At 63.4% G+C, this 13,871-nt stretch carries 9 protein-coding genes; 8 read left to right on the forward strand and 1 reads right to left on the reverse strand.

Annotated elements, in window-relative coordinates; genetic code table 11:
- Positions 1–148 precede the first annotated feature (148 nt).
- From ccmI to AC1DNK_RS05260, 8 genes are all read left to right on the forward strand, one after another.
- Positions 149–1,288, forward strand: coding sequence for a c-type cytochrome biogenesis protein CcmI (ccmI, locus tag AC1DNK_RS05225; RefSeq protein ID WP_477939896.1), 1,140 nt, complete (start codon positions 149–151; stop codon positions 1,286–1,288).
- Positions 1,285–1,737 (forward strand): cytochrome c maturation protein CcmE, encoded by a 453-nt coding sequence (ccmE, locus tag AC1DNK_RS05230; protein WP_477939715.1) that lies wholly within the window; start codon positions 1,285–1,287, stop codon positions 1,735–1,737. Before ccmI ends, ccmE begins: the two co-directional genes overlap by 4 nt.
- Positions 1,734–3,731 carry a heme lyase CcmF/NrfE family subunit gene (locus AC1DNK_RS05235; RefSeq protein ID WP_477939716.1) on the forward strand — a complete coding sequence of 666 codons (1,998 nt, stop codon included), beginning with the start codon at positions 1,734–1,736 and terminating at the stop codon, positions 3,729–3,731. Before ccmE ends, AC1DNK_RS05235 begins: the two co-directional genes overlap by 4 nt.
- A 182-nt stretch (positions 3,732–3,913) precedes the next feature.
- Positions 3,914–4,366, forward strand: coding sequence for a cytochrome c-type biogenesis protein (locus tag AC1DNK_RS05240; RefSeq protein WP_310297785.1), 453 nt, complete (start codon positions 3,914–3,916; stop codon positions 4,364–4,366).
- A gap of 190 nt (positions 4,367–4,556) precedes the next feature.
- Positions 4,557–6,152, forward strand: a complete 1,596-nt coding sequence (locus AC1DNK_RS05245) for a Do family serine endopeptidase (protein ID WP_112390728.1) — start codon at positions 4,557–4,559, stop codon at positions 6,150–6,152.
- Positions 6,153–6,253: 101 nt separating this feature from the next.
- Positions 6,254–7,000 carry a response regulator transcription factor gene (locus AC1DNK_RS05250; protein WP_112390729.1) on the forward strand — a complete coding sequence of 249 codons (747 nt, stop codon included), beginning with the start codon at positions 6,254–6,256 and terminating at the stop codon, positions 6,998–7,000.
- Entirely contained in the window at positions 6,997–8,406 is a 1,410-nt protein-coding gene (locus tag AC1DNK_RS05255) for a sensor histidine kinase (RefSeq protein WP_112517161.1), read from the forward strand. Before AC1DNK_RS05250 ends, AC1DNK_RS05255 begins: the two co-directional genes overlap by 4 nt.
- Before the next feature lie 115 nt (positions 8,407–8,521).
- The gene (locus tag AC1DNK_RS05260) at positions 8,522–11,476 is read left to right on the forward strand and encodes a bifunctional [glutamine synthetase] adenylyltransferase/[glutamine synthetase]-adenylyl-L-tyrosine phosphorylase (RefSeq protein WP_477939718.1); all 2,955 of its coding nucleotides are present in this window, start codon (positions 8,522–8,524) and stop codon (positions 11,474–11,476) included.
- Here the strand turns inward: AC1DNK_RS05260 and AC1DNK_RS05265 are convergent.
- Positions 11,473–13,791, reverse strand: a complete 2,319-nt coding sequence (locus AC1DNK_RS05265) for a PAS domain-containing sensor histidine kinase (RefSeq protein ID WP_477939719.1) — start codon at positions 13,789–13,791, stop codon at positions 11,473–11,475. The two genes, AC1DNK_RS05260 and AC1DNK_RS05265, sit on opposite strands and share 4 nt — an antisense overlap.
- Positions 13,792–13,871 lie beyond the last annotated feature (80 nt).

A 13,871-nucleotide genomic window follows, 5' to 3' on the forward strand; every position in this document is an offset into this window, starting at 1 on the left:
GGGTCGTGGAAAATCACCATTTTCGCCGCAGCCTGAACTGAGTGCCGATTGGTCCTGACCGCACCAATCTTGCGGCGAAACGCCTCAAATCTTCGTCATTCCGGCTTTGACAGTTGGAATGGCGGCGCGCTTCAAGTATTGGGCCGTTATGCTTTTCTGGATTCTTGTTGCCGCAATGACGGCGGCTGTGGCCGCGCTGCTGCTTTATCCGCTCCTGCGCGGAGCGAAGGCGCTTGACGACGGGCGCGAGGGCGAGGTTGCGGTCTATCGCGACCAGCTGCGCGAGCTCGACCGCGACCTCTCCGGCGGACTGATCACGGCCGACGAAGCGGACTACGCGCGGGCCGAGATCGGCCGGCGGCTGATTGCCGTTTCGGCGGCAGGTCCGGCCGCAGCGCCGAAGGCGGCGCGCCACCATCGCTTCAGCGAGGCCTTCATCCTTCTTCTTCTGCCGCTGACGGGGCTCTGTCTTTACGTTGCGATGGGACGGCCCGACCTGCCATCGCAACCGCTTCAGGCCCGGCTCGAAAATCCCGGCAACGACATGGCGATCCTGGTCTCCAAGGCCGAGCGCCATCTGGCGCAGAACCCTGAAGATGGCAAGGGCTGGGATGTGCTGGCGCCGATCTATTTCAACGCCATGCGTATCGACGATGCCGAGAAGGCCTATCGCAATGCCATCCGCCTGCTTGGCCCAAGCGCCATCCGGCTGGATGGCCTGGCCGAGACGCTGATGGCGGGTTCGAACGGGGCGATCACCGCGGATGCGCGCCAGGCGCTTGAGCAGTCGCTGGCGCTCGAGCCCGACAATCCGCGGGCAAAGTTCTACGTGGCGCTGAGCATGGAGCAGGCCGGCCAGACCGGCGAGGCGAGGGCGGCCTTCGAGGCGATCGCCAAGGAATCGCCCGCCGACGCGCCGTGGCTGCCAATGGTCAACGATCACATTGCCAAGAATGGCGGCACGCCTGATGTCGCTGCCGCTAACAAGGCGCCGGGCGGCCCGACCGCGGAAGACGTGGCGGCAGCGCAGACGATGAACGCCGGCGACCAGCAGCAGATGATCCGCGGCATGGTTGAAAGCCTCGACGCCAAGCTGAAAGCCGATCCCAACAATTTCGAGGGCTGGGTGCGGCTTGTCCGCTCTTATGCCGTATTGAACGACAAGGATCGTGCTGCCGATGCGCTGAAGCGCGGGCTGGCGGCGTTTCCGGCCGATGGCGATCAAGGCAAGCAGTTGCTCGCACTGGGGCGCGAGCTGGGTGTTGCGGCAGAGGGGATGACGGAATGACGCGCAAGCAGAAGCGCCTGGCGGTGATCGGCGGCGGCATGAGCTTCATCATCGCCGCGGTGCTGCTGGTGATGTTCGCCTTCAGCCAGTCTGTTGCCTATTTCTATATGCCGGCCGATCTTGCCAAGACGCCGGTACCGCCGGAAACGCGCATCCGTCTCGGTGGTCTGGTGGGCGAGGGCAGCGTCATCCGCGGTGTCGGCTCGACGGTCGAGTTCGCCGTGACCGACGGCAGCAATCAGCCGGTGAAGGTCAAATATACGGGCATCCTGCCCGACCTGTTCCGCGAGGGACAGGGCGTTGTCACCGAAGGCAAGTTCGAGGCCGCCAGCCACGAATTCATCGCCGATACCGTGCTCGCCAAGCATGACGAGAAATATATGCCGAAGGATGTTGCCGACCGCCTGAAATCCCAGGGGCTCTGGAAAGAGGGCGAGGGCGTGCAATGATCATCGAGATCGGCCACTACGCACTGGTGCTGGCGCTGGCGACGGCGGTCATTCTCTCGATCGTGCCTGTTATCGGCGCGCGCCGCCGCGACCAGGCGATGATGGATGTCGCGCCGCTCGGCTCGATCGTGCTCTTCGCGCTCGTCACCCTGTCCTTCTCCGTTCTGACCTATGCGCATGTGGTCTCCGACTTCTCGGTAAAGAACGTCTGGGAGAACTCGCATTCGCTGGTGCCGCTGATCTACAAATATTCGGGCGTCTGGGGCAATCATGAGGGATCGATGATGCTCTGGCTGCTGATCCTGGCGCTGTTCAGCGCCATGGTGGCGCTGTTCGGCCGCAATCTGCCGGATACGCTGCGCGCCAATGTCTTGTCGGTGCAGGCCTGGATCTCGGTTGCCTTCATCCTTTTCATTCTGCTGACGTCCAATCCGTTCACCCGGCTCGATCCGGCACCGGCGGAGGGCCGTGACCTGAACCCGGTGCTGCAGGATATCGGGCTGGCGATCCATCCGCCGATGCTCTACCTCGGCTATGTCGGTTTCTCTGTCTGCTTTTCCTTTGCCGTCGCGGCGCTGATGGAAGGGCGGATCGATGCCGCCTGGGCGCGCTGGGTGCGCCCCTGGACGCTTGCCGCCTGGACCTTCCTGACGCTCGGCATCGCCATGGGCTCCTACTGGGCCTATTACGAGCTCGGCTGGGGTGGATGGTGGTTCTGGGATCCGGTCGAGAACGCCTCCTTTATGCCCTGGCTGGCCGGGACGGCGCTGCTGCATTCGGCGCTGGTCATGGAAAAGCGCGAAGCGTTGAAAATCTGGACGGTCCTGCTCGCGATCCTCACCTTCTCGCTGTCGCTGATGGGGACCTTCCTCGTTCGCTCCGGCGTGCTGACCTCGGTCCATGCCTTTGCCAGCGACCCGAGCCGCGGTGTGTTCATTCTCTGCATCCTGATGATCTTCATCGGCGGCGCTTTGTCACTCTTTGCCTTGCGCGCGCCGCTTCTGTCTGCGGGTGGTCTTTTCGCGCCTGTGTCGCGCGAAGGCGCTCTGGTTCTCAACAACCTGATCCTGACGGTTGCCTGTGGCACGGTGCTGACGGGCACGCTCTATCCGCTGCTTCTGGAAACGCTGACCGGCGACAAGATCTCCGTTGGTCCGCCGTTCTTCAACATGACCTTCGGGCTGCTGATGATCCCGCTCTTGCTGGTGGTGCCCTTCGGGCCGCTGCTGGCCTGGAAGCGCGGCGATCTGCTCGGCGTGCTGCAGCGGCTCTATGTCGTGGCGGGCCTCGCCTTCGCTGCGGCGGTGATCTTTTTCTATATCGAGCATGGCGGACCGGTTCTCTCTGTTCTCGGCCTGGCGGCAGGTCTCTTTCTGGTATTCGGGGCTGCGGCTGATCTCTGGTATCGCGCCGGTATCGGCAAGGTGGCGGCCAATGTTGCGTGGCGCAGGCTCTCCGGACTGCCACGCTCGGCCTTCGGTACGGCGCTGGCGCACGCGGGTCTTGGGATCACCGTGCTTGGCATCGTCGCCGTCTCGACCTTTGCGACCGAGCATGTGCTGGAGATGAAACCCGGCGAGACCACCGATGCCGGCGGCTATACGCTGCATTTCGACGGCATGCAGCCGGCGAACGGGCCGAACTACAAGGAAGACCGCGGGCATTTCAGTATCCGCCGCGGCGGTGTCGAAGTTGCCGATGTCTGGTCGGCCAAGCGCGTCTATGTCGCCCAGCAGATGCCGACGACGGAGGCCGGGATCGTAACCTTCGGGCTCAGCCAGCTCTATGTCTCGCTCGGCGATCCCACCAATGATGGCGGCATTGTCGTGCGCATCTGGTGGAAGCCGTTCATTCTCTGCATCTGGGGCGGGGCGCTTGTGATGTCGGTCGGCGGGTTCGTGTCGCTCAGCGACCGGCGGCTGCGTGTTGGTGCTCCCCGGCGGAAAGCAAAGGCCGCGAAGCCGTCTGCTCCGGCGATGGAGCCTGCGGAATGAGGGGTTTACGGAGTTTCCCTTCTCCCCAGCGGGGAGAAGATGCCCGAAGGGCAGATGAGGGGGACGAGCAGCGAAGCTGTGAGGCCTTCGAGCATGAGCGAGAAGCAATCACGGGCGCCCGTGGCCCCCTCATCCGCCCTGACGGGCACCTTCTCCCCGAGGGGAGAAGGGGAGTGTGGCCAGTGCTGCGGCTTTTCCTTCTGCTTGCTGCTTTCCTTGCGCCGCTCCCCGCCTTCGCCGTGAACCCCGACGAGGTGCTCGCCGATCCCGCGATGGAGACGCGCGCGCGGACGCTGTCGGCGGAATTGCGGTGCATGGTTTGCCAGAACCAGTCGATCGACGATTCCAATGCCGAGCTGGCCAAGGATCTCCGGCTCTTGGTGCGCGAGCGCATCAAGGATGGCGATAGCGACGAGCAGGTGTTGAACTACATCGTCTCGCGCTACGGCGAATTCGTGCTGCTGAAGCCACGGTTCAGTATCCGCACAGTGTTGCTGTGGGGTGCGCCTGTGGTGCTGATCCTGGCGGGCGGCATCTCGATGCTGGTCTTTGCGCGCCGCAGGGTGGGCAAGCCGACGGGGAGCCGGCTGACGGATGACGAGCAGGCGAAGCTTGACGAGTTGCTGAGCAAGTAGCTTAGAGGCAGCTGCGAGGCGATATCCGGCGGGCCTTGGACAAAAAGTCGCGGACGGTCACAATCCCGACATTACAAATTTTTCATTGGCCGGACAGTTCGCAGTAAGGTCCCGCATCCTATATCTTCATCCATCAGCCGATCCCGACCGGGGGCCGGACCGACTAAATGATGAAGAGAAGGTGCCTATAATGTTCAAGACTCCCTCCCTTGCCACTGCGCTGAAGGCCTCGACCGTCGCAGGTCTCGCCGCCGCCGTGCTTGCCACTGGCGTGCCGCTTGAGATCACCCGTTCCTATGCCGAAGCCGTCAACGTTCAGGCGCCGGCCGTGCCGAGCTTTGCCAATGTCGTCGACGCCGTTTCGCCGGCCGTCGTCTCCGTCCGCGTCGAATCCCGCATCAAGCCGGCGTCCGACGACGGCAACGGTTTTTCCTTTGACTTCAATGGCCGCGGTTTCGACGACTTGCCGGACGATCATCCGCTGAAGCGCTTCTTCAAGCAGTTCGGTGAACAGGGTCCGAATGGCGGCGAGGGCCAGGATGGCCAGCAGCGTCCGCCGCGCCACTTCGGTGAGCGTGGTCCGGGCCCGGGTGGCCCTGGCGGTCCCGGCCGTCTGCGTCCTGTCGCTCAGGGCTCCGGCTTCTTCATCTCCGAAGACGGCTATATCGTCACCAACAACCACGTCGTTTCCGACGGCTCGGCTTTCGTTGCTGTCATGAACGACGGCACCGAGCTTGATGCCAAGCTGATCGGCAAGGATCCGCGCACCGACCTCGCCGTGCTGAAGGTCGACGGCAAGGGCAAGAAGTTCACCTACGTCAACTGGGCCGACGACAACAATGTCCGCGTCGGCGACTGGGTCGTCGCCGTCGGCAATCCCTTCGGCCTCGGTGGCACCGTGACTGCGGGCATCGTTTCGGCCCGCGGCCGCGACATCGGCTCCGGTCCCTATGACGACTATCTCCAGGTGGACGCTGCTGTGAACCGCGGCAACTCCGGTGGCCCGACCTTCAACCTCAACGGTCAGGTCGTCGGCATCAACACCGCGATCTTCTCGCCGTCGGGCGGCAGCGTCGGCATCGCTTTCGCCATTCCGGCTTCGACCGCCAAGGACGTCGTTGCCGACCTGATGAAGGACGGTACGGTTTCGCGCGGCTATCTCGGCGTGCAGATCCAGCCGGTGACCAAGGATATCGCCGACTCGCTCGGCCTTTCCGAAGCCAATGGCGCGCTCGTCGTTTCTGCTCAGGATGGAACGCCTGGCCAGAAGGCCGGCATGAAGGCTGGTGACGTCGTCACCGCCGTCAATGGGGAAACGGTCAAGGATGCCCGCGACCTCAGCCGCCGCATCGGCGCGATGCAGCCGGGCAAGAAGGTCGAAGTATCGATCTGGCGCGATGGCAAGGCACAGTCTCTGACCGTCGAGCTTGGCACGCTGCCGGCCGACCAGAAGGACGCTTCGACCGACGACAGCGACCAGCCGCAGGAACCGCAGGCACCGGCGTCCGAGAAGGCGCTTGCCGATCTCGGCCTGACGGTTGGCCCTGCCGATGACGGCAAGGGCCTGCAGATCACCAATATCGACCCGAACTCCGACGCTGCCGACAAGGGCATCAAGGCAGGCGAGAAGATCACCTCGGTGAACAACCAGGACATCACCTCGGCTGATGACGTCGTCAAGGTTCTGAACCAGGCAAAGAAGGACGGCCGCACCCGGGCGCTCTTCCAGATCCAGTCGAAGGACGGCAGCCGCTTCGTCGCCCTTCCGATCAATAGCCAAGGCTGATCCCCCACAGCCTTGACCGGCGCATCCCCATGATGCGCCCGAGACGGGAGCCGCGCACCAGCCCGCGCGGCTCCCTTCCACTCCATCCCTAGGTGGCCGCGATGACCCAAGCGCAACAGGAAGACGTATTGAGCCTTGCCGAAACGAAACCGGCAGGTAATGTCAGCCGCATGAAGATTCTGATTATCGAGGATGACCTCGAAGCTGCGGTTTACCTGACGAAAGCCTTTCGTGAGGCGGGGATCGTCGTCGATCATGCGAGCGACGGCGAGAGCGGCCTGTTCATGGGCTCGGAAAATACCTACGACGTCATCGTCATCGACCGTATGCTGCCGCGCCGCGACGGGCTTTCCGTCATCAGCGAGCTGCGCCGCAAGGCGATCCACACGCCGGTTCTCATTCTTTCGGCTCTCGGCCAGGTCGACGATCGCGTCACCGGTCTGCGCGCCGGCGGCGACGACTATCTGCCGAAGCCCTATGCCTTCAGCGAGTTGCTCGCCCGCGTCGAGGTTCTCGGCCGCCGCAAGGGCACGCCGGAGCAGGATGTTGTCTACCGCGTTGGCGATCTTGAGCTCGATCGCCTGTCGCACGAGGTTCGCCGGGGCGGCAAGGAAATCCCGTTGCAGCCGCGCGAATTCCGTCTGCTCGAATATCTGATGAAGAATGCCGGTCAGGTCGTGACCCGCACGATGCTTCTCGAGAATGTCTGGGATTACCATTTCGATCCGCAGACCAATGTCATCGACGTGCATGTCTCGCGACTGCGCTCGAAGATCGAGAAGGATTTCAGCCAGCCGCTGCTGAAGACGATCCGCGGGGCGGGTTACATGATCAAGGACGAAGGATGAACCGTTTCTGGTTTCTCTTCCGCTCTACCGCAGTCCGCCTTTCGGCTCTTTACATCCTGCTCTTCGCCATCTGCGCCGCGACGCTCGTCATCTATGTCACGGCGATGTCTCAGCGTCTGCTGACGGGCCAGATCCGCGAGGCGGTGCAGCAGGAGGTCGATCAGGTCAAGCGCGCTTACGACACTGGCGGCATCAACGCGCTGCTGCGCTCGATGGAGCGTAGGTCGCGCCAGCCGGGCGCCAATCTCTACATCATCGCCGGCCCTTCGGGCGACATCCTGGCGGGCAACGTCGCCTCGGTGCAGCCTGGCGTCTTCGAGGAGACGGGCTGGACCTCGGTGCCGTTCTTCTACCAGCGTTACGCCGAAAGCGGCCTCGACCGCCGGCACATGGCGATCGCCAATATCTTCGTGCTCGACAATGGGCTGCGTATTCTCGTTGGCCGCGACCTTGGCGAACCGGAGCGGTTCCGCGTGCTGGTGCGCCAGGCGCTGATGGTGGCGCTGGCGATCATGGGCCTGGGCGCGCTGATCATCTGGTTCGGTATCGGCCGCAATGCCTTGAAGCGCATCGATCGCATGTCGGGCGCCAGCAAGAAGATCATGGCGGGCGATCTCTCTCAACGTCTGCCGGTCGGTGGCTCCGGCGACGAATTCGACCGTCTCTCGGTGTCGCTGAACACCATGCTGGAGCGTATCGAGAAGCTGAACGAGGGGCTGCGGCAGGTCTCCGACAACATCGCCCACGACCTGAAGACGCCGCTGACGCGGCTGCGCAACAAGGCGGCCGACGCGCTGGATACCGATGACGCCGAACAGCGCCGCGGTGCGCTCGAGGGCATCATCTCCGAATCCGACCAGCTGATCCGCACCTTCAATGCGCTGCTGATGATTTCCCGCGTCGAGGCAGGATCGGCGGCTGCGGAAATGTCGACGATCGAGATTTCGGCCATCGTCGCTGATTGTGCCGAACTCTACGAGCCTGTTGCCGATGAGGCGGGGTTGACGCTGACTGCCGAGGTTGAGCCCGGGATTTCGATACAGGGCAATCGCGAGCTGATCGGCCAGGCGCTGTTCAATCTGATCGACAACGCGATCAAATATTCCGTCGATTGCGACGGCCATGGCCAGATTGTTATCAAGCTGGCGCGCCGGGCCGATGCGATCTGCCTTTCGGTCGCCGACCACGGCGTCGGCGTTCCCGCCGACAAGCGCGAAGCCGTTATCAAGCGTTTCGTGCGGCTTGACGAAAGCCGGTCGAAGCCCGGGACAGGGCTGGGGCTTTCGCTTGTCGAGGCGGTGATGGAGCTGCATGGCGGGACGCTGGAGCTCTCCGACACCAATCCCGGCAAGGAAGAGGGCCGCGGCCTGACCGTGACGATGAGCTTCCCGGCAAAACCTGCCTGAGCCACACTCTCCTCAGACTATGCGCCGTTAAACGTATTGGCTCCTGACGCATGTGGCCCTAGGTTAAGGGCATACGGCAAAACGCGATTCCGGCGTGGCGCTGCCGGGAGGTGGGATGCTGAAGAAATCGACACATCTGTTGAAAGACGCTGCAGGCGCGGCGTTGAAGCCGCTCAACCAGTCCGAACTGAAGCTGGCGATGACCGATCTTGCCGAGATCGGCCGCGAGCAGCCGGCTGTCGCCGCGATGCTGAAGGCAGGTGGTCCGCTCTGCGATTTCATCGCCGCGGCCTTCACGCTGTCGCCCTATCTCCGGGACGCCGCCAATATCGACAACGACATCCTAGCCGCGGCGATCTCCGCGCCGCTGGAGCCGCAGATCGAGGCGCTGATCAAAGAGGCGCGCGATAGCTGGCAGGCTGAGGAGGGTGTGTTTCCGGCGGAATCCGTGGTGATGACCCGCCTGCGGCGGATCAAGCGCAAGGTGGCCTTCCTGGTGGCGCTGGCCGATCTCGCGCGGATATTCGACGGCCGCCAGACGACGGCGTGGCTGAGTGCTCTGGCCGAAGCATCGGTTGCTGCGGCGATAGATCATCTGCTGATGTCGGCGCATGAGAGCGGCAAGCTTGTGATCAAGGACGCAGGCAAGCCGAGCGAAGGCTCGGGCCTGATCGTGCTCGGCATGGGCAAGCTCGGCGCCTCCGAACTCAACTATTCCTCCGATATCGACCTTGTCGTGTTCTTCGACGAGCAGGCGGGGATCGTTCCCGATCCTGACGATGCGATCGAGATCTTTCCGCGGCTGATGCGGCGGCTGGTGCGCATTCTTCAGGAGCGCACCGCCGATGGCTATGTGTTCCGCACCGATCTGAGGCTCCGGCCGGATCCGGGATCGACGCCGCTGGCGATCTCCTTCGATGCGGCGATGATCTATTACGAGGGCAGGGGGCAGAACTGGGAGCGGGCGGCCTTCATCAAGGCCAAGCCTGTCGCGGGCGACCTTGCGGCCGGCGATGAGTTTTTGCGCGGCCTCGTGCCCTTCGTCTTCCGCAAATATCTCGACTATGCGGCGATCGCCGACATTCATTCGATCAAGCGGCAGATCCACGCGCACAAGGGCCACGGGGCGATTGCCGTCAAAGGGCACAATGTCAAACTGGGGCGTGGCGGGATCCGCGAGATCGAGTTCTTCGCGCAGACGCAGCAGCTGATTGCCGGCGGACGCATGCCGGTGCTGCGCAGCCGCGGCACCGAGGAGACGCTGGCCGAACTGACCAAGGCCAAGTGGATCGATGCGGAGACTCGCGACGAGCTCACGGATGCTTACTGGTTCCTGCGTGATGTCGAGCACCGCATCCAGATGGTGCGAGACGAGCAGACGCATCTGCTGCCGGAGACCGAAGCCGACCTGAAGCGCATCGCCTTCATGATGGGCTTCAGCGACACGTCGAGTTTTTCGGAAAAGCTGGTCGATAAGCTCAGGACCGTTGAGCGGCGCTATGCGCGGCTGTTCGAACAGGAAAACAAGCTTTCGACCGACACCGGCAATCTTGTCTTCACCGGCCAGAACGACGATCCGGATACGCTGGAGACACTGAAGAAGATGGGCTTCCAGCGCCCGTCGGATATTTCACGCATCATCCGGACCTGGCACTATGGCCGCTACAGGGCGACGCAATCGGTCGAGGCGCGCGAGCGGCTGACGGAATTGACGCCGCAGCTCCTGCGGGTTTTCGGCGAGAGCAAGAGGGCGGACGAGGCGCTGCTGCGCTTCGACAGCTTCATTTCAGGGCTGCCTTCGGGCATCCAGCTTTTCTCGCTGCTCGGCAGCAATCCGGCGCTGCTGTCGCTGATCGTCAACATCATGTCCTCGGCGCCGAAGCTTGCCGAAGTGATCGCCGCCAAGCCGCATGTTTTTGACGGCATGCTCGATCCCGGTCTGATGGCGGAGCTGCCGACGCGCGATTATCTCGGCGAGCGCCTGAAGGCGTCTCTAGTGCAGGCGCGCTATTATGAAGAACTGCTCGACCGGCTGCGTATCTTTGCCGCCGAACAGCGGTTCCTGATCGGTATCCGGCTGCTGACGGGCGCCATCAATGGCGCGATGGCGGCGCGGGCCTTTACCCATCTTGCCGACCTGATCATCGAAGCGGCGCTCGACGGCGTTCTGAAAGAGGTCGAGGCGGCGCATGGGCGTTTCCCGGGCGGCAAGGTGGCCGTCGCCGGCATGGGCAAGCTCGGCAGTTTCGAGCTGACCGCAGGCTCCGATATCGACCTGATCCTGCTCTACGACTATGACGACACGGCTGGCGAGTCCGACGGCGAGAAGCCGCTCGATGCGGTGCGCTATTTCACCCGCATCACCCAGCGGCTGATCGCCGCCTTTTCGGCGCCGACGGCGGAGGGCATTCTCTACGAGGTCGATATGCGGCTTCGGCCCTCCGGCAACAAGGGGCCGGTGGCGACGCGGATCAATTCCTTCGAGAAATACCAGCGCGAGGAAGCCTGGACCTGGGAGCACATGGCGCTCAGCCGGGCGCGGCTGATCTGCGGCGATGCGAGCTTAACGGAAGCTGCCGAGCGGATCATTTCCGATGTGCTGTCGCAGAAGCGCGATACGGCCAAGGTGGCGCGCGATGTCGGCGAGATGCGCGAGCTGATCGACAAGGAGAAGGCGCCGGAGAACGGCTGGGACTTGAAGCTCATCCCGGGCGGCGTCATCGATATCGAGTTCATCGCACAATATCTGGCGCTGATTGCGCCTGCCAAGGGCGATGCCGTGAAGGTCAACGGGCTGAATACGGGCGAGGCGCTGAAGGCGCTTGGCGACAGGCTGATGGCGCCTGCCGATCTCGACACCTGCCTTGAGGCTTTCAACCTCTACACCGAGCTCTCGCAGCTGATCCGCCTCTGCATCGACGGGCTGTTCGATTCGAAGGAAGCCCCATCGGGGCTGGTCGAGCTCGTCTGCCGGGCCGGCGACTGCCCGGATATCAAGACGCTGGAAAGCGAAGTGAAGCGGCTGTCGAAGGCGGTGCGCAAGATCTTTCAGGCGGTCCTGAAGGCCTAGCGGATCACATCGGGAATGCGGAAGGTGATGGCGGTACCGCGGCCCTCGCGCGAACGGATGCGCATGTTGCCGCCATGCAGCGCCGCCAGCGAGCGGGAGATCGCCAGGCCGAGGCCCGAACCGCCCTTGCTCTTGGCATACTGGCTCTGCACCTGCTCGAAGGGCTGGCCGATCTTCGACAGCGCCTTGCGCGGAATGCCGATGCCGGTATCGGCGATGGTGATCACAACACCCTTGGCATCGCGGCGGGTGCGCAGTGCGATACGGCCGCCGTCGTTGGTGAACTTCACGGCGTTGGAGAGCAGGTTGAGCATGATCTGCTTCATGGCGCGGCGGTCGGCCGTCAGCGTCATGCCATCGCAGAGACGCTGCTCGATGACGATGTTCTTTTCGGCGGCCGGGATGGCCGTGAAGCGCAGGCTTTCCTCGATGAGAGGCGCGAGATCGATCGTCTCACGATGCAGCTTCATGTGGCCGGCTTCGATCTTCGACATGTCCAAGATGTCGTTGATGACATTCAGCAAGTGCTTGCCGCTGTCATGGATATCGCGGGCATATTCGTCGTATTTCAGCGAGCCGAGCGGGCCGAACATCTGATCTTGCAGGATTTCGGAGAAGCCGAGGATGGCGTTCAGCGGCGTGCGCAGCTCATGCGACATGTTGGCGAGGAATTCCGACTTGGCCTTGTTGGCGGCTTCGGCGCGTTCTTTCTCGGCAAGATAGTTGGCGTTGGCGACAGAGAGTGCGGCCTTCTGGTCTTCGAGCGTGGCGCGGTAGGACTTGAGGTCGCCGATCGTCGCGACGTGGCGACGCTCGGAGTCGCGCAGGCGTTCCTGGTTGCGCTTCAGAAGCGTGATGTCGGTGCCGACGGAGACCATGCCGCCGTCGCGGGTGCGGCGCTCGTTGATCTGCAGCCAGCGCTCGTCGGCAAGCTGGACTTCGGCGGTGCGCGAGTGGCCGGCGCCATGCGGATCGACCATGCGGCGCTCGATCACCGGGCGGGCGGCGGCGGCGTTGACGACGCTGCGCTCGGTGCCCGGAACGAGCACGCTGTCGGGAAGGCCATAGGCCTGCTGGAAATGGGCGTTGCACATCACCAGACGGTCGTTCTTGTCCCAGAGCACGAAGGCTTCCGAGGTGCACTCGATGGCGTCTGCGAGGCGCTGGTCGGCTTCGGCATAACGCTGGGCGAGGCGGTGCTGCTCGGTGACGTCCATGGCGATGCCGATCATGTGCATGCGGCCGGAATTGCTGCGGATCATCTGGGCGCGGGCGCGCATCCAGACATAGTGACCGGCGGCGTGGCGCATGCGGAAGATCTGGTCGACCTGGCCGGACGTGCCCTTGGCAATCGAACGGGCGATCTCGTGCAGGCCGCCGTCGTCAGGGTGCATCAGGCGGGCCGCCTCGTTGAAGGACATCGTCTTGTCGGAGCCGGGCAGGCCGAGCATGTCGTACATCGAGCGCGACCAGAAGAATTCGCGGTTCTCGAAATCGAAATCCCAGAGGCCGCAACGGCCGCGGGACAGTGCGGTTTCGACGCGCTGGTTGGATTCGACGAAGATATCGTCGGCATCGCGGGCGCGCTTCACCTGCATGTAATAGGCATAGAGGATGACGAGCAGGATCGAGGAGATGCCGGCAAACAGCGTGACGTTGAGCGTCAGCTCCTCGCGCCAGAGCTTGCCGATCTGGTAAAGCGATGTGGCAGCGATGATATAGCCGCCGGACGAGCCGACGAGGCTGATCTCGGCATAATGGGGGTCGCCGCTGATCGTCGTTTCGATGACGCCGGCGCGATCGCCGAAGCGGCGGATCGCCGATACTTCGGGGAAGAAGTCGCCGACGTCGGAACCGACATAGGAAACGCCGGCTGCGGAGGCTGCAAAGACCTTGCCGCTCGACTGGACCAAAAGGATGAAGGAGCCGCTGTCGAGCCGGTCCTGGGGAAGAAACTTGGAAAGCCGCGCCTGCGCTTCGGCGCCATTGCCTGCGTCGAACAGGTCACCAGCGTCGGAAAAGACGGCTGCGGCCGCGGCGGCCGAAAGCGATGTCGCATGACGGGCGGCGGCGCCCATCCGCGAATATTCCGACATCATCCCGAAGATGTGCGAGGCGGCGACAACGGACAAAAAGGCGACGATCAGCGCCGGAATGGCACGCTTCAAGATGGTTTCGACCTGTGGAAGACGCGGTGCGCCGGCCTGGCGTGCGACCGGACGAGGGCCTCGGGTGGCCTGCGGCCATGCCCGGAGCGAACCCAAATCGACACGCAGCCGTCCTTGGGCCGCAGTTGCCCGCCGCACGTTCATCATCGTGATAACCTTGATCCCTCGTGTGATTCGATGCGCCGCTCGCTCGAACCTGACTCAATGAATCATTCCTGATTCGCCGT

This window comes from Rhizobium sp. 01N424 (assembly GCF_056399485.1).